The 17,261-nt window shown below is 64.8% G+C and carries 27 protein-coding genes; 26 read left to right on the top strand and 1 reads right to left on the bottom strand.

Features of this window, described 5'->3' with window-relative positions:
- The first annotated feature begins 281 nt into the window (after positions 1-281).
- The 4 genes from rpsL to tuf all read left to right on the top strand — a co-directional run bounded on the left by rpsL (position 282) and on the right by tuf (position 4,540).
- Positions 282-653 (top strand): 30S ribosomal protein S12, encoded by a 372-nt coding sequence (gene rpsL / locus NBE95_RS02580; protein ID WP_010399029.1) that lies wholly within the window; start codon positions 282-284, stop codon positions 651-653.
- A gap of 12 nt (positions 654-665) precedes the next feature.
- The gene (gene rpsG, locus NBE95_RS02575) at positions 666-1,136 is read left to right on the top strand and encodes a 30S ribosomal protein S7 (protein WP_011747098.1); all 471 of its coding nucleotides are present in this window, start codon (positions 666-668) and stop codon (positions 1,134-1,136) included.
- 18 nt (positions 1,137-1,154) lie between these two features.
- Positions 1,155-3,278 carry an elongation factor G gene (fusA, locus tag NBE95_RS02570; protein WP_289894320.1) on the top strand — a complete coding sequence of 708 codons (2,124 nt, stop codon included), beginning with the start codon at positions 1,155-1,157 and terminating at the stop codon, positions 3,276-3,278.
- Between the two features lie 86 nt (positions 3,279-3,364).
- Positions 3,365-4,540 carry an elongation factor Tu gene (gene tuf / locus NBE95_RS02565; protein ID WP_289894319.1) on the top strand — a complete coding sequence of 392 codons (1,176 nt, stop codon included), beginning with the start codon at positions 3,365-3,367 and terminating at the stop codon, positions 4,538-4,540.
- A 157-nt stretch (positions 4,541-4,697) separates the two neighbouring features.
- Here the strand turns inward: tuf and NBE95_RS02560 are convergent, their stop codons facing one another.
- Positions 4,698-5,993, bottom strand: a complete 1,296-nt coding sequence (locus tag NBE95_RS02560) for a glycosyltransferase family 61 protein (RefSeq protein WP_289894318.1) — start codon at positions 5,991-5,993, stop codon at positions 4,698-4,700.
- A 292-nt stretch (positions 5,994-6,285) separates the two neighbouring features.
- Between NBE95_RS02560 and rpsJ the strand changes: the two genes are divergently transcribed.
- The 22 genes from rpsJ to rplO all read left to right on the top strand — a co-directional run bounded on the left by rpsJ (position 6,286) and on the right by rplO (position 17,168).
- Entirely contained in the window at positions 6,286-6,594 is a 309-nt protein-coding gene (rpsJ, locus tag NBE95_RS02555; protein WP_010400227.1) for a 30S ribosomal protein S10, read from the top strand.
- Positions 6,595-6,604: 10 nt separating this feature from the next.
- Positions 6,605-7,483, top strand: coding sequence for a 50S ribosomal protein L3 (gene rplC, locus NBE95_RS02550; protein ID WP_289894317.1), 879 nt, complete (start codon positions 6,605-6,607; stop codon positions 7,481-7,483).
- Positions 7,480-8,100, top strand: coding sequence for a 50S ribosomal protein L4 (gene rplD / locus NBE95_RS02545; RefSeq protein WP_028713573.1), 621 nt, complete (start codon positions 7,480-7,482; stop codon positions 8,098-8,100). Before rplC ends, rplD begins: the two co-directional genes overlap by 4 nt.
- Positions 8,097-8,393, top strand: coding sequence for a 50S ribosomal protein L23 (locus tag NBE95_RS02540; RefSeq protein WP_019351880.1), 297 nt, complete (start codon positions 8,097-8,099; stop codon positions 8,391-8,393). The genes rplD and NBE95_RS02540 overlap by 4 nt, the downstream gene beginning before the upstream one ends.
- A 94-nt stretch (positions 8,394-8,487) precedes the next feature.
- Positions 8,488-9,324 carry a 50S ribosomal protein L2 gene (rplB, locus tag NBE95_RS02535; protein WP_289894316.1) on the top strand — a complete coding sequence of 279 codons (837 nt, stop codon included), beginning with the start codon at positions 8,488-8,490 and terminating at the stop codon, positions 9,322-9,324.
- 3 nt (positions 9,325-9,327) lie between these two features.
- Positions 9,328-9,606 (top strand): 30S ribosomal protein S19, encoded by a 279-nt coding sequence (rpsS, locus tag NBE95_RS02530; protein WP_019351882.1) that lies wholly within the window; start codon positions 9,328-9,330, stop codon positions 9,604-9,606.
- A gap of 5 nt (positions 9,607-9,611) precedes the next feature.
- Positions 9,612-9,992 (top strand): 50S ribosomal protein L22, encoded by a 381-nt coding sequence (gene rplV, locus NBE95_RS02525; RefSeq protein WP_019351883.1) that lies wholly within the window; start codon positions 9,612-9,614, stop codon positions 9,990-9,992.
- Positions 9,992-10,714, top strand: a complete 723-nt coding sequence (gene rpsC / locus NBE95_RS02520; RefSeq protein ID WP_289894315.1) for a 30S ribosomal protein S3 — start codon at positions 9,992-9,994, stop codon at positions 10,712-10,714. The genes rplV and rpsC overlap by 1 nt, the downstream gene beginning before the upstream one ends.
- Positions 10,715-10,726: 12 nt before the next feature.
- Positions 10,727-11,140 carry a 50S ribosomal protein L16 gene (gene rplP / locus NBE95_RS02515; RefSeq protein ID WP_036754161.1) on the top strand — a complete coding sequence of 138 codons (414 nt, stop codon included), beginning with the start codon at positions 10,727-10,729 and terminating at the stop codon, positions 11,138-11,140.
- Between the two features lie 192 nt (positions 11,141-11,332).
- Complete coding sequence (gene rpmC / locus NBE95_RS02510; protein WP_019352924.1) at positions 11,333-11,539, top strand: 50S ribosomal protein L29; 207 nt, start codon at positions 11,333-11,335, stop codon at positions 11,537-11,539.
- A gap of 12 nt (positions 11,540-11,551) precedes the next feature.
- Complete coding sequence (gene rpsQ / locus NBE95_RS02505; RefSeq protein WP_019352923.1) at positions 11,552-11,800, top strand: 30S ribosomal protein S17; 249 nt, start codon at positions 11,552-11,554, stop codon at positions 11,798-11,800.
- Positions 11,801-11,876: 76 nt separating this feature from the next.
- Complete coding sequence (gene rplN / locus NBE95_RS02500; protein ID WP_010400243.1) at positions 11,877-12,245, top strand: 50S ribosomal protein L14; 369 nt, start codon at positions 11,877-11,879, stop codon at positions 12,243-12,245.
- The gene (rplX, locus tag NBE95_RS02495; protein WP_017999565.1) at positions 12,245-12,550 is read left to right on the top strand and encodes a 50S ribosomal protein L24; all 306 of its coding nucleotides are present in this window, start codon (positions 12,245-12,247) and stop codon (positions 12,548-12,550) included. The genes rplN and rplX overlap by 1 nt, the downstream gene beginning before the upstream one ends.
- Complete coding sequence (rplE, locus tag NBE95_RS02490; RefSeq protein ID WP_019351973.1) at positions 12,550-13,110, top strand: 50S ribosomal protein L5; 561 nt, start codon at positions 12,550-12,552, stop codon at positions 13,108-13,110. The genes rplX and rplE overlap by 1 nt, the downstream gene beginning before the upstream one ends.
- 18 nt (positions 13,111-13,128) lie before the next feature.
- Positions 13,129-13,434 (top strand): 30S ribosomal protein S14, encoded by a 306-nt coding sequence (gene rpsN, locus NBE95_RS02485; protein ID WP_019351974.1) that lies wholly within the window; start codon positions 13,129-13,131, stop codon positions 13,432-13,434.
- 9 nt (positions 13,435-13,443) lie between these two features.
- The gene (gene rpsH, locus NBE95_RS02480) at positions 13,444-13,842 is read left to right on the top strand and encodes a 30S ribosomal protein S8 (RefSeq protein WP_019351975.1); all 399 of its coding nucleotides are present in this window, start codon (positions 13,444-13,446) and stop codon (positions 13,840-13,842) included.
- An 11-nt stretch (positions 13,843-13,853) separates the two neighbouring features.
- The gene (gene rplF, locus NBE95_RS02475) at positions 13,854-14,387 is read left to right on the top strand and encodes a 50S ribosomal protein L6 (RefSeq protein WP_019351976.1); all 534 of its coding nucleotides are present in this window, start codon (positions 13,854-13,856) and stop codon (positions 14,385-14,387) included.
- Positions 14,388-14,398: 11 nt separating this feature from the next.
- Positions 14,399-14,758, top strand: coding sequence for a 50S ribosomal protein L18 (gene rplR / locus NBE95_RS02470; protein ID WP_289894314.1), 360 nt, complete (start codon positions 14,399-14,401; stop codon positions 14,756-14,758).
- A 131-nt stretch (positions 14,759-14,889) separates the two neighbouring features.
- Entirely contained in the window at positions 14,890-15,456 is a 567-nt protein-coding gene (rpsE, locus tag NBE95_RS02465; RefSeq protein ID WP_289894313.1) for a 30S ribosomal protein S5, read from the top strand.
- A 12-nt stretch (positions 15,457-15,468) separates the two neighbouring features.
- Entirely contained in the window at positions 15,469-15,657 is a 189-nt protein-coding gene (gene rpmD / locus NBE95_RS02460; RefSeq protein ID WP_011747117.1) for a 50S ribosomal protein L30, read from the top strand.
- 132 nt (positions 15,658-15,789) lie between these two features.
- Positions 15,790-16,524, top strand: coding sequence for a hypothetical protein (locus tag NBE95_RS02455; protein WP_289894312.1), 735 nt, complete (start codon positions 15,790-15,792; stop codon positions 16,522-16,524).
- Between the two features lie 155 nt (positions 16,525-16,679).
- Complete coding sequence (rplO, locus tag NBE95_RS02450) at positions 16,680-17,168, top strand: 50S ribosomal protein L15 (protein ID WP_289894311.1); 489 nt, start codon at positions 16,680-16,682, stop codon at positions 17,166-17,168.
- Positions 17,169-17,261: the final 93 nt, after the last annotated feature.

The following is a 17,261-nucleotide window of genomic DNA, read 5'->3' as shown; positions in this document are numbered from 1 at the left end:
CAAGCCGGCCGCGATCCGGGTCGGGCCTGCCCCCGGCGGGTTGTTGACTCACCCCGGGTTTGCCCATATACGCCCTTCACCCGTCAGGAAACTGATCGGGGCCCAGAACCTCTGTGGTCATGATCCGGGCCGGAATCAGCCCCGATCCTCTGGAAATCAACCCGTCCTCCCCCTCGCGGGGATAGGATGGGTTCTGGCGTTTCACGATGGGCGTGATTCGCCGTCGAGAAGTGGCGCAGCCGATGGCTGCGAGTATTGACGAAAGCAAGACGGGGAACCGAATGCCGACGATCCAACAGCTGATCCGCAAACCGCGGCAGCCCAAGGTGCAGCGCTCGAAGTCGCAGCACCTGCAATCCTGCCCGCAGAAGCGGGGCGTATGCACGCGCGTCTATACCACGACGCCGAAGAAGCCGAACTCGGCTATGCGGAAGGTGGCCAAGGTCCGCCTGACGAATGGTTTCGAGGTGATCTCCTACATTCCGGGCGAAAAGCACAACCTGCAGGAACACAGCGTCGTGCTGATCCGCGGGGGCCGGGTGAAAGACCTTCCGGGTGTCCGTTACCACATCCTGCGCGGTGTGCTGGATACCCAGGGCGTCAAAGACCGTCGCCAGCGTCGTTCGAAATACGGCGCGAAGCGTCCGAAGTAAGGAGATAGGCACATGTCCCGTCGTCACGCCGCTGAGAAGCGCGAAGTCCTGCCCGACGCCAAATATGGCGATCGGGTGCTGACCAAATTCATGAACAACCTGATGATCGACGGCAAGAAATCGGTTGCCGAACGCATCGTCTACAATGCGCTGGACCGCGTCCAGGGCAAGCTGAAGCGCGAGCCGATCGAAGTCTTCCACGAAGCCCTCGACAACGTGAAGCCCTCGGTCGAAGTGCGCTCGCGCCGCGTCGGCGGCGCCACCTACCAGGTTCCGGTCGAGGTGCGTCCGTCGCGCCGCGAGGCCCTGGCGATCCGCTGGCTGATCGACGCGTCGAAAAAGCGCAACGAACACACCATGGAAGAGCGCCTCGCGGGCGAGCTGGCCGACGCGGTGAACGGCCGCGGCACCGCCGTCAAGAAGCGTGAGGACACGCACAAGATGGCCGACGCCAACAAGGCGTTCAGCCACTACCGCTGGTAACCGGAAGGAAGGCCCTTTATGGCACGCGAATATCCGCTGGAGCGCTACCGGAACTTCGGGATCATGGCCCATATCGACGCGGGCAAGACCACGACGACCGAGCGCATCCTGTTCTACACCGGCAAGAACCACAAGATGGGCGAGACGCACGAAGGTGCGTCCACCATGGACTGGATGGAGCAGGAAGCCGAGCGCGGCATCACCATCACCTCGGCGGCGACCACCACCTTCTGGCAGCGCCACGAGGATGCCGACTTCGCCCCCGATGACAAGGAGCGTTGCCGCTTCAACATCATCGACACCCCCGGCCACGTCGACTTCACCATCGAGGTGGAGCGTTCGCTGGCGGTTCTGGACGGCGCGATCTGCCTGCTGGACGGCAATGCCGGCGTCGAGCCGCAGACCGAGACCGTCTGGCGCCAGGCCGACCGCTACAAGGTTCCGCGGATCGTCTTCGTCAACAAGATGGACAAGATCGGCGCCGATTTCTTCAAATGCGTCGCCATGATCAAGGACCGCACCGGCGGCACCCCCTGCCCGATCGCCCTGCCGATCGGCGCCGAGGACAAGCTGGAAGGCATCGTCGACCTGATCAAGATGGAAGAATGGGTCTGGATCGGCGAGGATCTGGGCGCCTCCTGGGTCCGTCAGCCCATCCGTGACGAGCTTCAGGACGTCGCCGAGGAATGGCGCGGCAAGATGATCGAGCTTGCCGTCGAACAGGACGACGAGGCGATGGAAGCCTATCTCGAGGGCAACGAGCCCGACGAGGCGACCCTGCGCAAGCTGATCCGCAAGGGCACGCTGTCGCTGTCCTTCTTCCCGGTCATGGCCGGCTCGGCGTTCAAGAACAAGGGCGTGCAGCCGCTGCTGAACGCCGTCGTGGACTTCCTGCCGGCGCCGACCGACGTTCCCGCCTACATGGGCTTCGCCCCGGGCGACGAAACGGAAGAGCGCAACATCGCCCGCCACGCCTCGGACGCGGATCCGTTCTCGGGACTGGCGTTCAAGATCATGAACGACCCCTTCGTCGGTTCGCTGACCTTCACGCGCATCTATTCGGGCGCGCTGAGGAAAGGCGACCAGATGATGAACTCGACCAAGGGCAAGCGCGAGCGCGTCGGCCGGATGATGGTGATGCACGCCATCAACCGCGAAGAGATCGACGAAGCCTTTGCCGGCGACATTATCGCGCTGGCCGGTCTGAAGGACACCACCACGGGTGACACGCTGTGCGACCCGGCCAAGCCGGTGGTTCTGGAAACCATGACCTTCCCCGAGCCGGTGATCGAGATCGCCGTCGAGCCGAAGTCGAAGGCCGACCAGGAAAAGATGGGCCTGGCCCTGCAGCGCCTGTCCGCCGAAGACCCGTCCTTCCGCGTCGAGACCGACATCGAGTCGGGCCAGACCATCATGAAGGGCATGGGCGAACTTCACCTCGACATCCTCGTGGACCGCATGAAGCGCGAGTTCAAGGTCGAGGCGAATATCGGTGCGCCGCAGGTGGCCTATCGCGAGACCATCTCGCGCGAAGCCGAGATCGACTACACGCACAAGAAGCAGACCGGCGGTACCGGCCAGTTCGCGCGCGTCAAGCTGGTCATCACCCCGACCGAGCCGGGCGAGGGCTACTCGTTCGAATCGAAGATCGTCGGCGGTGCGGTGCCCAAGGAATACATCCCGGGCGTCGAGAAGGGCATCAAGTCCGTCATGGATTCGGGTCCGCTGGCCGGCTTCCCGGTGATCGACTTCAAGGTGGCGCTGATCGACGGTGCCTTCCACGACGTCGACTCCTCGGTCCTGGCCTTCGAGATCGCGGCGCGTGCCGCCATGCGCGAAGGTCTGAAGAAGGCCGGCGCCAAGCTGCTGGAACCGATCATGCGCGTCGAGGTGGTCACGCCGGAAGAATATACCGGTTCGATCATCGGCGACCTGACCAGCCGTCGCGGCATGGTCCGCGGTCAGGACACGCGCGGCAATGCGAACGTCATCGACGCCTTCGTGCCGCTGGCCAACATGTTCGGCTATATCAACAACCTGCGTTCGATGTCCTCGGGCCGCGCGGTGTTCACGATGCAGTTCGACCATTACGAGGCCGTGCCGCAGAACATCTCGGACGAGATCCAGAAGAAATACGCGTAATCCCGGCGGTGCGTGGGCAACCACGCACCCTACCAACCCCGTAGGGTGCGTGCCTGCACGCACCGTCAACATAAGGAGCCATGCCCATGGCAAAGGCAAAGTTTGAACGGACGAAACCGCACGTCAACATCGGGACGATCGGTCACGTTGACCACGGCAAGACGACGCTGACGGCTGCGATCACCAAATATTACGGTGAATTCAAGGCCTATGACCAGATTGACGGGGCCCCCGAGGAGCGTGCGCGGGGCATCACGATCTCGACCGCGCATGTGGAATACGAGTCCGAGAACCGGCACTATGCGCACGTTGACTGCCCCGGCCACGCCGACTACGTGAAGAACATGATCACCGGCGCGGCGCAGATGGACGGCGCCATCCTGGTGGTGAACGCCGCCGACGGCCCGATGCCGCAGACGCGCGAGCACATCCTGCTGGGCCGCCAGGTCGGCATTCCCTACATGGTCGTCTACCTGAACAAGGTCGACCAGGTGGACGATCCGGAACTGCTGGAACTGGTCGAGATGGAAGTGCGCGAGCTTCTGTCGTCCTACGACTATCCCGGCGACGACATTCCGATCATCAAGGGCTCGGCCCTGGCGGCCCTGGAAGGCCGCGACAAGGAGATCGGCGAGGATTCGATCCGCGCGCTGATCGCCGCCGTGGACGAATACATCCCGACGCCCGAGCGCGCCGTGGACCAGCCGTTCCTGATGCCGATCGAGGACGTGTTCTCGATCTCGGGCCGCGGCACGGTTGTGACCGGCCGCGTCGAGCGCGGTGCGGTGAACGTGGGCGACGAGCTTGAGATCGTCGGCATCCGCGACACCCGCAAGACCACCTGCACCGGGGTCGAGATGTTCCGCAAGCTTCTGGACCGCGGGGAAGCCGGCGACAACATCGGCGCGCTGCTGCGCGGCATCGACCGCGACGGCGTCGAGCGCGGCCAGGTGCTGTGCAAGCCGGGTTCGGTGAAGCCGCATACCGAGTTCGAGGCCGAGGCCTATATCCTGACCAAGGAAGAGGGTGGCCGTCACACGCCGTTCTTCGCGAACTACCGTCCGCAGTTCTACTTCCGGACCACGGACGTGACCGGGACGGTGAAGCTGCCGGAAGGCACCGAGATGGTGATGCCGGGCGACAACCTGAAGTTCGAGGTGGAGCTGATCGCGCCGATCGCGATGGAAGAGAAGCTGCGCTTCGCGATCCGCGAGGGCGGCCGCACGGTCGGCGCCGGCGTGGTGTCGAAGATCCTGAAGTGATGCTGCGGGGCGGGGTTTCGGCCCCGCCCGGGCAAGACATCGTCGGGTGATCCCGGAGACGGGATATCGCGACGACGGAAAGGCCGCCCCCGGGGCGGCCTTTTGCTTTTGGCGGGATAGCGACAGCCACCCGGGGCGGGGTCACCGCGCCGCGTGGCTACTTCTTGCCGTTGAGCGCTTCGGAAAAATCGGCCCTTTGGAACGCGACCCGCACATGCTGCATCGTGCTTTTGCGGTCGACCTCGGGGCGGGACTGGATTTCATGCAGCCAGGCGCGCGCATCGCCAAGGGCGGCGGCGCGATACTCCGCCGGTCGCCAATGCGTCCTGATGTCGATGCCGTGCTTGGCCAGAATCGAATGCAGCGCCCCGACGTTGTAGAATGCGACGCCTCGGACCGGGATCGGCGAGCCATCCGCCCTGTGCGGTTGAGCGAACGCCTTGATGATGGGCGCATATTCCAGCTCACGGCAGCGTGCAATCAGATGCGCCCTGGCGAGCGTGCTGTGTGGACGCCGGCGCAGGACCAGGATTTTCTGGTCAACCCGGCCCAGCAATTGGCGGCCGTGCATGGCGGACCCTTCGGCGAAGATCAAAAGCTTTGCTCCGGCATAGAACGCCATCTGCCGCTCGAGGCTTTCCTTGCCGGGATCCATGATCGCGACGCCGGCGCGGGCAAGCGCTGCGACCAGTGCCGACTCGCCGGGGTTGCACCCATTGCCCCGCCGGGCTTCGCCCAGGCGATGGACATAAAGCACCTCGCTCTGGATCGGCTCAAGCCGATTCAGCTGCGATAGTTCGTCCAGCAGGTGAATATACCAATCAGGCGGTGCGTCCGGACCGAGGGTTTCCGCCTGCGGATAGACGTGCAATTGCGAGACGATCCCCGGACGGGTGATGAAATGGATACGGTCGCGCGGCAGGCCCAGCCACGCCGTGACCGACCAGAAGAAGCCCGGCACATCGGCGGCCGTCTTGCCCGGCGGCAGCGAGAACAGCACGGGAAGCCGGGGCTGCCCGTAAAGCCCGGCGGGCAGGCGGCTGATATGCTCGGCCACCAGGTGCCCGAAGTGAAAGAAGCAGCGCCCTCCCCAGACCGCTTCGTCGAACAGGACCGGGCCGGCAGTGGCGGCGGGACTGGCGTTCACGTCGACGAGTTCGCCATGCCGTTTATGCCGGACTATGGGCGTGTCTGCGAATGCTGGCCAGACCGGCCCGCCGTCGAACATCAGCGCGCGGTGGTAGAGCCGCGTCGAAGGGACGACTTGGATGTCACGAAAGCAGAGCCCTGACGGAGCAGCAATGCCCGGCCGGGCCTGGGCCCAGTCCACAGGCTGGCCGGCGCTCATCACCGGCGCGCGGAGCGGCTCTCTGGACAGGAACCGGCGGGTCGAGCCGACGAGCCTGTAGATCAAGGGCGTGCTCCGGATCAAACGTTTCAGACTTGCATGCATAGAGGCTCCTCGTTACGCAGATCGGGCAAACAGCGCTCGTCTGGTGGATACCTAGCGGCGCCTCTGTGGCCGCGCAACCAGTAGCTGCATGATCCCACCGCCCTTGACCAGGTCCGGCCGAGCCGCTAGACGGGTGCATCGCCGCCGCATTCTTCCTTTCCGAACGAATCGGTTGCATCGGGCCGGGCCGCCATGTACAGGGCGGCCTGCTCTTATTTTATACGGTTCGACGCTGGCGATGCGTGGTGTGTCGTCAGCCTCTCAACTGGAACTCCCCGCAAGAGGGATGAGAATGCAAAGCCAGAATATCCGCATCCGGTTGAAGGCGTTCGATTACCGCGTCCTGGATGCCAGCACGCAGGAAATCGTCAATACCGCCAAGCGCACCGGTGCGCAGGTCCGCGGCCCGATTCCGCTGCCCAACAAGATCGAGAAATTCACCGTTCTGCGCGGTCCGCATATCGACAAGAAATCCCGCGACCAGTGGGAAATCCGCACGCACAAGCGCCTGCTGGACATCGTCGACCCGACCCCGCAGACCGTCGACGCCCTGATGAAGCTCGACCTCGCCGCCGGCGTTGACGTCGAAATCAAGGTGTAAGGAGGCCCCCATGCTGCGGACTGGTGTAATCGCCAAGAAGCTGGGCATGACCCGGCTGTTCCTGGAAGACGGGCGTCAGGTGCCCGTTACCGTTCTGCACGTCGATAACGTGCAGGTCATCGCTCAGCGCACCGTCGAAACCGACGGCTATGTCGCGCTGCAGATCGGCGCGGGCGAGGCGAAAGCCAAGCGCGTGACCGGCGCCATGCGCGGCCATTTCGCGAAAGCGAACGTGGCCCCCAAGCGCAAGATCGCGGAATTCCGCGTTGCCGCCGAAAACCTGGTCGAAGTGGGCGAGGAGATCATCGCCGACCACTACTTCGCGGGTCAGTATGTCGACATCGCCGGCACCTCGATCGGTAAGGGCTTTGCCGGTGCGATGAAGCGCCACAACTTCGGTGGTCTGCGTGCCTCGCACGGCGTGTCGATCTCGCACCGCTCGCACGGTTCGACCGGCCAGTGCCAGGACCCGGGCAAGGTGTTCAAGGGCAAGAAGATGGCGGGTCATCTCGGTGCCGTTCGCGTCACCACCCAGAACCTGCAGGTCGTCAAGACCGATGCCGAGCGCGGCCTGATCATGGTCAAGGGCTCGGTGCCGGGCTCCAAGGGCGGCTGGGTCACCATCAAGGACGCCGTGAAGAAGCCGCTGGCCGAAGCCACGATCTTCCCCGCCGCGACCCGCGCGAAAGCCAAGGAAGCCGCGCGTCTGGCCGAGGAGGCCGCCGCTGCCGCCGCCGCCGAGGAGGAAGCCGCCCGCAAGGCCGCGGCCGAGGCCGAAGCCGCTGCGCAAGAGGCTGCTCTGGCCGAGGCCCAGGCTTCGATCGAGGCCGAGAAGGCTGCTGACGGTGCCGCTGACGACAACGCCGCGCCCGAAGGAGAAAGCAAATGAAACTCGATGTGATCACGCTCGACGCCGGCAAGGCCGGTGACATCGACCTGAGCGATGACATCTTCGGGCTCGAGCCGCGTGCGGACCTGCTGCACCGCGTCGTGCGCTGGCAGCGTGCGAAGGCGCAGGCGGGCACCCATTCGGTGCTGGGCAAGTCGGATGTCAGCTACTCGACCAAGAAGATCTACCGCCAGAAGGGCACCGGCGGCGCCCGCCACGGGTCGCGCAAGGCGCCGATCTTCCGTCACGGCGGCGTCTACAAGGGTCCGACCCCGCGCTCGCACGCCTTCGATCTGCCCAAGAAGGTCCGCGCGCTTGGCCTGAAGCACGCCCTGTCGGCCAAGGCCGCCGCGGGTGAACTGGTGGTCGTGGACAGCCTGAACATCGCCGAAGCCAAGACCGCGGCCGTCGCCAAGGCGGTCAAGGAAAACGGCTGGAAGCGGGTCCTGGTCATCGACGGCGCCGAAGTGAACGAGAACTTCGCCCGCGCCGCCCGCAACCTCGAAGGCGTCGATGTGCTGCCCTCGATCGGTGCCAACGTCTATGACATCCTGCGTCGCGACACGCTCGTGCTGACGCGCGCCGGTGTCGAAGCTCTGGAGGCTCGCCTGAAATGAGCGTGAAACCCGAACATTACGACGTGATCGTCAAGCCGCTGATCACCGAGAAGGCGACGCTGGTGTCCGACGCCAACGCCTATGTCTTCCAGGTGGCCAAGGATTCGAACAAGCCGGCGATCAAGCAGGCCGTCGAAGCCCTGTTCAACGTCAAGGTGAAGGCCGTGAACACGACCATCACCAAGGGCAAGGTCAAGCGTTTCCGCGGCCGCCCCGGCGTGCGCTCGGACGTGAAGAAGGCCTATGTGACGCTGGAAGCTGGCAACAGCATCGACGTCTCGACCGGCCTCTGATAAGACACCGCGAATCGACGGCCCCGGCAGCGGGGCCGTCAGTTTTTGACTGAAACGGACCAATCACGGTCCAAAGCAACGGAAGACAGAGAGCATGGCACTCAAGTCGTATAAACCGACGACGCCTGGCCAGCGTGGGCTGGTTCTGATCGACCGTTCGGAGCTTTGGAAAGGGCGCCCGGTCAAAACCCTCACCGAGGGTTTGACCAAGAACGGCGGCCGGAACAACACCGGACGGATCACGATGCGCCGCAAGGGCGGCGGAGCGAAGCGTCTCTACCGCATCGTCGATTTCAAACGCACGAAGTTCGATGTTTCGGCCACGGTCGAACGGATCGAATACGATCCCAACCGCACCGCCTTCATCGCGCTGATCAAATACGAAGACGGCGAGCAGGCCTATATCCTGGCCCCGCAGCGTCTGGCCGTGGGTGACAAGGTCGTCGCCGGCATCAAGGTCGACGTGAAGCCCGGCAACGCCATGCCCTTCAGCGGCATGCCGATCGGCACCATCGTCCACAACGTCGAGCTGAAGCCCGGCAAGGGCGGCCAGATCGCCCGCTCGGCTGGCACCTATGCCCAGTTCGTCGGCCGCGACGGCGGCTATGCCCAGATCCGCCTCAGCTCGGGCGAGCTGCGCATGGTGCGCCAGGAATGCATGGCGACCATCGGCGCCGTGTCGAACTCGGACCATTCGAACCAGAACCTCGGCAAGGCCGGGCGCAACCGCCACAAGGGCATCCGCCCGAGCGTGCGCGGCGTCGCCATGAACCCGATCGACCACCCGCATGGTGGTGGTGAAGGCCGGACCTCGGGCGGCCGTCACCCGGTGACTCCGTGGGGCAAAGGCACCAAGGGCACCAAGACCCGCTCGAACAAATCGACCGACAAGTATATCCTGCGGTCGCGTCACGCGAAGAAGGGGCGTTAATCCATGGCACGTTCTATCTGGAAGGGCCCCTTTGTCGACGCTTATGTGCTTCGCAAGGCCGAAAAAGCCCGCGATGCCGGCAAGTCGGATGTCATCAAGATCTGGTCGCGTCGTTCGACCATTCTGCCGCAATTCGTCGGCCTGACCTTCGGCGTCTACAATGGTCACAAGCACATCCCGGTCGCCGTGACCGAGGAGATGATCGGCCAGAAGTTCGGTGAGTATTCGCCGACCCGGACCTATTACGGTCACGCCGCCGACAAGAAAGCGAAAAGGAAGTAATCCCCATGGGTAAGGAACAGAATCCGCGCCGCGTGGCGGAGAACGAGGCGTTTGCGAAGACCAAGATGCTTCGCACCTCGCCGCAGAAGCTGAACCTCGTTGCGGCGCTGATCCGCGGCAAGAAGGTGGACAAGGCCCTGGCCGACCTGACCTTCTCGCACAAGCGCATCGCCGGCGACGTGAAGAAGTGCCTGCAATCGGCCATCGCCAATGCCGAGAACAACCATAACCTCGATGTCGACAATCTGGTCGTCGCCGAGGCCTGGGTCGGCAAGAACCTGGTCATGAAGCGTGGCCGTCCGCGCGCCCGTGGTCGTTACGGCAAGATCATGAAGCCGTTTTCGGAAATCACCATCAAGGTGCGTCAGGTCGAGGAGCGCGCGTAATGGGTCAGAAGGTAAACCCCATCGGGATGCGTCTCCAGGTCAACCGCACCTGGGACAGCCGCTGGTATGCGGATGACAAGGACTACGGCAACCTGTTGCTGGAAGACCTGAAGATCCGCGACTTTATCCACAAGGAAGCCAAGCAGGCCGGCGTCAGCCGCGTCATCATCGAGCGTCCGCACAAGAAGTGCCGCGTCACGATCTATGCTGCGCGTCCGGGTGTCATCATCGGCAAAAAGGGCGCCGATATCGAAACCCTGCGCAAGAAGCTGGCGAACTTCACCAGCTCGGAACTGCACCTCAACATCGTCGAGGTCCGCAACCCCGAGCTGGACGCCCAGCTGGTGGCCGAGTCGATCTCCCAGCAGCTCGAGCGCCGGGTGTCGTTCCGCCGCGCCATGAAGCGCGCGGTGCAGAACGCCATGCGCATGGGCGCGCTGGGGATCCGGGTGAATGTCGCCGGCCGTCTGGGCGGCGCCGAGATCGCCCGCACCGAATGGTACCGCGAGGGCCGGGTGCCGCTGCATACGCTGCGCGCCGACATCGACTATGCGCTGTCGGAAGCCACGACCCCCTACGGGATCATCGGCGTGAAGGTCTGGATCTTCAAGGGCGAGATCATGGAGCACGACCCGCAGGCCCGCGACCGCCGCGCCACCGAAGCGCAGGACGGCCCGTCGCCCCGCGGTCCGCGCCGTGATCGCGACCGCGACGCGCGCTAAGGAGAAGAAGCAATGCTGCAACCGAAACGGACCAAGTTCCGCAAACAGCACAAGGGCCGCATCCACGGCGAGGCCAAGGGCGGGTTCAACCTGAACTTCGGCTCCTACGCGCTGAAAGCCATCGAGCCCGAGCGCGTCACCGCGCGTCAGATCGAGGCGGCCCGCCGCGCGATCACCCGCCACATGAAGCGTCAGGGCCGGGTCTGGATCCGGATCTTCCCGGACGTGCCGGTTTCCTCGAAACCGACCGAAGTGCGGATGGGTAAGGGCAAGGGTTCGGTCGATTACTGGGCGGCCCGCGTCCATCCCGGCCGGATCATGTTCGAGATCGACGGCGTGAACGACGTCATCGCCCGCGAAGCCCTGCGCCTGGGCGCGCAGAAGCTGCCGGTGCTGACCCGCATCGTCGCGCGCGAAGACTGGTAATTCGCCACCGCATGCAGTTTGGCGCCCCGCCGCGACAGTGGCGGGGCGCCGCATTTTCGGCCTGGCCCGACAATCGGGGTTGCCAAGAACCGGCGATGCCTGTATGGGCAGGCCTTCATCACGAAACTCCACCGGAATCAGGGTGGCCCTGCATGGCAGGGGCTCTCCGGTGATGTTGAAAGGAACAGGCGCATGAAGGCGCAGGAACTGAAAGACAAGACGCCGGACCAGCTGAAGGATCAGCTGCTCGCGCTGAAGAAGGAAGCGTTCAACCTGCGCTTCCAGCAGGCCACCGGCCAGCTCGAATCGACCGCCCGCATGCGTGCCGTCCGTCGTGACGTCGCCCGTGTGAAAACCATTCTGAACCAGAAAGCGGCGGAAGCCGCGGCGTCGAACTAAGGAGCCCGGTCCATGCCCAAACGCATCCTGCAAGGCAAGGTCGTCAGCGACAAGAACGAACAGACCGTCACCGTCCTGGTCGAGCGTCGCTTCAAGCATCCGCTGCTGCACAAGATCGTGCGGTCGTCGAAGAAATACCGCGCGCATGACGCGCAGAACCAGTTCAAGGTCGGCGACACCGTTCGCATCGTCGAATGTGCGCCGATCTCGAAGACCAAGCGCTGGACCGTGCTGACCGAAGCCGCCGAGGCTTCGGCCTGAGGCCCAGTTTAATCGATACCCTGGGGCCGGCCCATGATCATGGTCGTGCCGGTCCCCAAAGGTCGGGAGTAACCAAATGATCCAGATGCAGACCAATCTGGATGTCGCTGACAACTCCGGCGCGCGCCGGGTGCAGTGCATCAAGGTTCTGGGTGGTTCGCACCGTCGCTATGCGTCGGTGGGCGACATCATCGTCGTCTCCGTCAAGGAGGCCATCCCGCGCGGCCGCGTGAAGAAAGGTGACGTCCGCAAGGCCGTCGTCGTGCGCACCGCCAAAGAAGTGAAGCGCGAGGACGGCACCTCGATCCGCTTCGACCGCAACGCCGCCGTCATCCTGAACAACCAGGGCGAGCCGGTCGGCACCCGTATCTTCGGGCCGGTCGTGCGCGAGCTGCGCGCCAAGAACTTCATGAAGATCATCTCGCTTGCGCCGGAGGTGCTGTGATGGCTGCGAAGCTCAAAAAGGGCGACAAGGTCGTCGTGCTGGCCGGCAAGGACAAGGGCAAGCAGGGCGAGATCACCGCGGTGTTCCCGAAAGAGAACAAGGCGGTCGTTGACGGCGTCAACATCGCGATCCGTCACCAGCGCCAGACCCAGACCGCCCAGGGCGGCCGGGTGGCGAAAGCCATGCCGATCGACCTGTCGAACCTGGCGCTGCTGGACAAGAACGGCAAAGCGACCCGCGTCGGCTTCCGCGTGGAAGGCGATCAGAAGGTCCGTTTCGCCAAGACCACGGGAGACGTGATCTGATGCTGGACCAAGCCAATTACACCCCGCGTCTGAAGTCGCTCTACAAGGACAGCATCCGCGCTGCCCTGAAGGAAGAGTTCGGCTACAAGAACGACATGCAGATCCCGCGCCTGGACAAGATCGTCCTGAACATGGGCGTCGGCGAGGCGGTCAAGGACACCAAGAAGGTCAAGCAGGGCGCCGAGGAGCTGTCGCTGATCGCCGGCCAGAAGGCGGTGATCACCAAGGCCAAGAAGTCGATCGCCGGCTTCCGCGTCCGCGAGGAAATGCCGCTGGGCTGCAAGGTCACGCTGCGCGGCGACCGGATGTACGAATTCCTCGACCGCCTGGTCACCATCGCGCTGCCGCGCGTCCGCGACTTCCGCGGCGTCAAGGGCACGGCTTTCGACGGCCGCGGCAACTATGCCATGGGCCTGAAGGAGCACATCGTTTTCCCGGAAATCAACTTCGACAAGGTCGACGAAGTTCTGGGGATGGACATCATCATCTGCACCACCGCGAAGACCGACGCGGAAGCGAAATCTCTGCTGAAGGCATTCAACATGCCGTTCAACAGCTGATCGCGGAGGGAAGAAGATATGGCTAAGAAATCCATGGTCGAGCGCGAGAAGAAGCGCGAGCGTCTAGTTCAGAAATACGCCGCCAAGCGCGCCGCGCTGAACGAGATCGTCCACGATCAGTCCCTGCCGATGGAAGAGCGCTTCAAGGCCAGCCTGAAGCTGGCTGAACTGCCGCGCAACTCCTCGGCGACGCGCCTGCACAACCGGTGCCAGCTCACCGGCCGTCCGCATGCGTATTACCGTAAACTGAAACTGTCGCGGATCATGCTGCGCGAGCTCGGCTCGTTCGGTCAGATCCCCGGCATGGTCAAATCGAGCTGGTAAGGGGGCAATATGTCGATGAACGATCCGCTCGGCGATATGCTGACCCGCATCCGCAACGCTCAGATGCGCGGCAAATCGACCGTCCGCACCCCGGGCTCCAAGCTGCGCGCTTGGGTTCTGGACGTGCTGAAAGCCGAGGGCTACATCCGCGGCTATGAAGAAGTGACCACCGAGGCCGGTCACAAGGAACTGGAAATCAGCCTGAAGTATTTCGAAGGCACTCCGGTGATCCGCGAACTGGCCCGCGTGTCCAAGCCCGGCCGCCGCGTCTATGCCGGCGCCAAGGAAATCCCGCAGGTCCGCAACGGTCTTGGTGTTTCCATCGTCTCGACGCCGAAAGGCGTGATGTCGGACGCAGCGGCTCGCAACGCCAATGTTGGCGGCGAAGTCCTCTGCACCGTGTTCTAAGGAGGGCAGAGATGTCTCGGATTGGTAAAAAGCCGGTCGCCCTCCCCAAGGGCGTGACCGCAGAGATCAAGGGTCAGACGATCGAAGTGAAAGGCCCGAAAGGCGCCCGCAGCTTCACCGCGACCGACGACGTGACGCTGAGCCTCGAGGAGGGTGCTGTCAAGGTGACCCCGCGCGGCCAGTCCAAGCGCGCCCGGCAGCAATGGGGCATGACCCGCTCGATGGTCGAGAACCTGACCGTCGGCGTCAGCGAAGGCTTCAAGAAAGAGCTGGAAATCCAGGGCGTCGGCTACCGCGCCCAGATGCAGGGCAAGACCCTCAAGCTCGCCCTGGGCTATTCGCATGACGTGAACTTCGAAACGCCGGAAGGCGTGACCATCACGGCGCCGAAGCAGACCGAGATCGTGGTCGAGGGCATCGACCAGCAGCTGGTCGGCCAGGTCGCCGCGAACATCCGCGAGTGGCGTCGCCCCGAGCCCTACAAGGGCAAGGGCATCCGCTACAAGGGTGAGGTCGTCTTCCGCAAGGAAGGCAAGAAGAAGTAAGGGGCGCGAAAATGGCACTGAACAAGAGAGAGCTGTTCCAGAAGCGCCGCCTGCGCGTGCGGAACAAACTGCGGGCCATCTCGGACGGTCGTCCGCGGCTGTCCGTTCACCGTTCTTCCAAGAACATCAGCGTCCAGGTGATCGACGACGTGAAGGGGGTCACCCTGGCCGCCGCCTCGTCGCTGGAAAAGGACCTGGGCGTTGTCGGCAAGAACAACCTGGAAGCCGCGGCCAAGATCGGCGCTGCCATTGCGGAGCGCGCGAAGCAGGCCGGCGTCGAAGAGGTGATCTTCGACCGCGGCGGCTTCCTGTTCCACGGCAAGATCAAGGCTCTGGCCGACGCAGCCCGCGAAGGCGGTCTGAAGTTCTGATCTGATGCGGGCGGCGCTTTCCGATACGGGCGTGCCGCCCCGATGATCCGGGGGTTGGCCGCCCGCGCGGCCGCCCACCAGGATTGGTTTCAACGGCGCGGATCGCGCGCCAGATTACAAGGAATGCCTGCATGGCAGAACGTGAACATCGTCGGGGCCGCCGCGAAGAGCGCGAGGAAACCCCGGAATTCGCCGACCGTCTGGTCGCGATCAACCGCGTCTCGAAGACCGTCAAGGGCGGCAAGCGCTTCGGCTTCGCGGCCCTGGTGGTCGTCGGCGACCAGCGCGGCCGCGTCGGTTTCGGCAAGGGCAAGGCGAAAGAAGTGCCCGAGGCGATCCGCAAGGCGACCGAGCAGGCCAAGCGCGGCCTGATCCGCGTGCCGCTGCGCGACGGCCGCACCCTGCATCATGACATCGAGGGCCGGCACGGCGCCGGCAAGGTCATCATGCGCACCGCCGTCCCGGGGACCGGCATCATCGCCGGCGGCCCGATGCGCGCCGTGTTCGAGATGCTGGGCGTTCAGGACGTGGTGGCGAAGTCGCAGGGCTCGCAGAACCCCTACAACATGATCCGCGCCACCATCGACGGCCTCAAGAAGGAAGCCTCGCCCCGCAACGTCGCCCAGCGTCGTGGCAAGAAGGTGGCCGAGATCCTGCCGTCCACCGACAAGCCGGCTGACGCCGCGGTCGAAGCGTAAGGAGAGGCTGCAATGGCTAAAACCATCGTCGTCAAGCAGATCGGCTCGCCGATCCGCCGCCCGGCCATCCAGCGCGAGACGCTGAAGGGCCTGGGCCTGAACAAGATGAACCGCACCCGCGAGCTGGAAGACACCCCGGCCGTGCGCGGCATGGTCGCCAAGATCCCGCATCTGGCGGTCATCATCGAAGAGCGCGGCTGATTTCAGCCCGCCGCGCGGAATTTCGAAACGCCCCGGAGAGATCCGGGGCGTTTTTCCTTGTCGTGTTAACCATTCGCTAACCCTTTGCCTCTAGCCTCGCGCCGATGGGGACGCGTGGGACGGGGGCGGAACATGCGGGGCATTCTCTGCTGTCTGGCGGCGCTGCTGCTGCTGCTGCCGCCGGTGCCGGCCGCTCTGGCCGGGCCATGGGCGCGCGACCCCGGCCGCGTCTTCGCCGCGGTCTCGGCCGAGCAGGACCGCGACGGCAACCGCTATGCCAGCCTTTACGCCGAATACGGGCTCGGCCGGCGCGACACGCTGGGGCTGGAGCTGGGCGATGCGCGGGGCGAGCGGACGATCCTGCTTTGGTGGCAGCGGGCGCTCGACCGGGCCGAGGGGCCGAACCGCTGGGCCATGTCGCTGGGTCTGGGGGCGATCCGGCGCGACGGGCGCTATCACCCGATGGGGCAGCTGGCCACGGCCTGGGGCAGGGGGTTCGACAGTATCCCGCTGCTGCGCCGCATTCCCGGCGGCGGCTGGCTGACGGTGGAAAGCCGCTCGAAGCTCGCGGCGCTGACCCTGGAATACCCCGAGGAGCCGAACGTGGTCTGGGAGGATCCGACCTATCTGACCCCCGCGGTCACCCACAAGCTGGACCTGACGCTGGGCTGGCAGGCGCGGGGCGATCTGCTGCTGATCCAGCAGTTCCGCTTCGAGCAGCGCGACGATACCGGCTTTTCCGGCCGGCTGGCGGTTTCGGCGCTGCGCGACCTCGCCGGCCCGGCCAGGCTGGAGCTGGGGGTGATCGCGCCGCTGACCGGCGGGGGGGAACTGGCGCTGAAGCTGGGCAGCTGGCTGGAATTCTGAGCGCCCGCCGCGCCCCGGCGCTGCCAGCTTGACCCGAGCGGGCGCAGCCGGTAGAAGCCGCCGGTGTTCCCCGTGACACTGACGACTCAACAAGCAAGAAATGCCGTGTCCGCCCCCTTCGCTTCATGGGGCGCTTCCGGCCAAGGAGAAGCGATATGAAACTGCATGAACTTCACGACAATCCCGGCGCGAACCGCAAGAAGAAGCGCGTCGCGCGCGGCCCCGGCTCGGGCAAGGGCAAGACCGCCGGCCGTGGTATCAAGGGCCAGACCTCGCGTTCGGGCGTGGCGCTGAACGGCTACGAAGGCGGCCAGATGCCGCTTTACCGCCGGCTGCCCAAGCGCGGCTTCTCGAAGCCGAATCGCCTGGACTTCGCGGTGGTGAACCTGGGCCAGCTGCAGACCTTCGTCGATGCCGGCAAGCTCGACGCGAAAGCCGAAGTGACCGAGGACGCGCTGGTTGCGGCCGGCGTCATCCGCCGCAAGCTGGACGGCGTGCGCGTGCTGGCCAAGGGCGAGCTGAAAGCCGCCCTGACCCTGACCGTCGCCGGTGCGTCGCAAGCCGCCGTCGAGGCGGTCGAGAAGGCCGGTGGCAAGCTCACCGTCACCCGCCCGGCCAAGGAAGCCGCGGCTGCCGCCGAATAAGCTGTTGAAGGGCGCGGCCGCGCCCCATAGATAGCTGTCAAGTTTTCCAGGCGCCGCGGGATCGGGAAACGATCCGGCGGCGCTGCCATGAAG

The organism is Paracoccus sp. TOH, from assembly GCF_030388245.1.
GTDB lineage: Bacteria > Pseudomonadota > Alphaproteobacteria > Rhodobacterales > Rhodobacteraceae > Paracoccus > Paracoccus simplex.
This window is presented reverse-complemented; position numbering and strand designations above follow the sequence as displayed.

Excerpts from the sequence above, each read along its gene's own strand:
- rplP (WP_036754161.1), top strand. The coding sequence starts at position 10,727 with ATGCTGCAACCGAAACGGACCAAGTTCCGCAAACAGCACAAGGGCCGC.
- rpsG (WP_011747098.1), top strand. The coding sequence starts at position 666 with ATGTCCCGTCGTCACGCCGCTGAGAAGCGCGAAGTCCTGCCCGACGCC.
- rplN (WP_010400243.1), top strand. The coding sequence starts at position 11,877 with ATGATCCAGATGCAGACCAATCTGGATGTCGCTGACAACTCCGGCGCG.
- rpmD (WP_011747117.1), top strand. The coding sequence starts at position 15,469 with ATGGCTAAAACCATCGTCGTCAAGCAGATCGGCTCGCCGATCCGCCGC.
- rpsC (WP_289894315.1), top strand. The coding sequence starts at position 9,992 with ATGGGTCAGAAGGTAAACCCCATCGGGATGCGTCTCCAGGTCAACCGC.
- NBE95_RS02560 (WP_289894318.1), bottom strand. The coding sequence starts at position 5,993 with ATGCATGCAAGTCTGAAACGTTTGATCCGGAGCACGCCCTTGATCTAC.
- rpsH (WP_019351975.1), top strand. The coding sequence starts at position 13,444 with ATGTCGATGAACGATCCGCTCGGCGATATGCTGACCCGCATCCGCAAC.
- rplE (WP_019351973.1), top strand. The coding sequence starts at position 12,550 with ATGCTGGACCAAGCCAATTACACCCCGCGTCTGAAGTCGCTCTACAAG.
- tuf (WP_289894319.1), top strand. The coding sequence starts at position 3,365 with ATGGCAAAGGCAAAGTTTGAACGGACGAAACCGCACGTCAACATCGGG.
- rpmC (WP_019352924.1), top strand. The coding sequence starts at position 11,333 with ATGAAGGCGCAGGAACTGAAAGACAAGACGCCGGACCAGCTGAAGGAT.
- rplV (WP_019351883.1), top strand. The coding sequence starts at position 9,612 with ATGGGTAAGGAACAGAATCCGCGCCGCGTGGCGGAGAACGAGGCGTTT.
- rplC (WP_289894317.1), top strand. The coding sequence starts at position 6,605 with ATGCTGCGGACTGGTGTAATCGCCAAGAAGCTGGGCATGACCCGGCTG.
- rpsL (WP_010399029.1), top strand. The coding sequence starts at position 282 with ATGCCGACGATCCAACAGCTGATCCGCAAACCGCGGCAGCCCAAGGTG.
- NBE95_RS02455 (WP_289894312.1), top strand. The coding sequence starts at position 15,790 with ATGCGGGGCATTCTCTGCTGTCTGGCGGCGCTGCTGCTGCTGCTGCCG.
- rpsS (WP_019351882.1), top strand. The coding sequence starts at position 9,328 with ATGGCACGTTCTATCTGGAAGGGCCCCTTTGTCGACGCTTATGTGCTT.
- rpsN (WP_019351974.1), top strand. The coding sequence starts at position 13,129 with ATGGCTAAGAAATCCATGGTCGAGCGCGAGAAGAAGCGCGAGCGTCTA.
- NBE95_RS02540 (WP_019351880.1), top strand. The coding sequence starts at position 8,097 with ATGAGCGTGAAACCCGAACATTACGACGTGATCGTCAAGCCGCTGATC.
- rplB (WP_289894316.1), top strand. The coding sequence starts at position 8,488 with ATGGCACTCAAGTCGTATAAACCGACGACGCCTGGCCAGCGTGGGCTG.
- rplX (WP_017999565.1), top strand. The coding sequence starts at position 12,245 with ATGGCTGCGAAGCTCAAAAAGGGCGACAAGGTCGTCGTGCTGGCCGGC.
- rplD (WP_028713573.1), top strand. The coding sequence starts at position 7,480 with ATGAAACTCGATGTGATCACGCTCGACGCCGGCAAGGCCGGTGACATC.
- rplR (WP_289894314.1), top strand. The coding sequence starts at position 14,399 with ATGGCACTGAACAAGAGAGAGCTGTTCCAGAAGCGCCGCCTGCGCGTG.
- rpsE (WP_289894313.1), top strand. The coding sequence starts at position 14,890 with ATGGCAGAACGTGAACATCGTCGGGGCCGCCGCGAAGAGCGCGAGGAA.
- rpsQ (WP_019352923.1), top strand. The coding sequence starts at position 11,552 with ATGCCCAAACGCATCCTGCAAGGCAAGGTCGTCAGCGACAAGAACGAA.
- rplF (WP_019351976.1), top strand. The coding sequence starts at position 13,854 with ATGTCTCGGATTGGTAAAAAGCCGGTCGCCCTCCCCAAGGGCGTGACC.
- rpsJ (WP_010400227.1), top strand. The coding sequence starts at position 6,286 with ATGCAAAGCCAGAATATCCGCATCCGGTTGAAGGCGTTCGATTACCGC.
- rplO (WP_289894311.1), top strand. The coding sequence starts at position 16,680 with ATGAAACTGCATGAACTTCACGACAATCCCGGCGCGAACCGCAAGAAG.
- fusA (WP_289894320.1), top strand. The coding sequence starts at position 1,155 with ATGGCACGCGAATATCCGCTGGAGCGCTACCGGAACTTCGGGATCATG.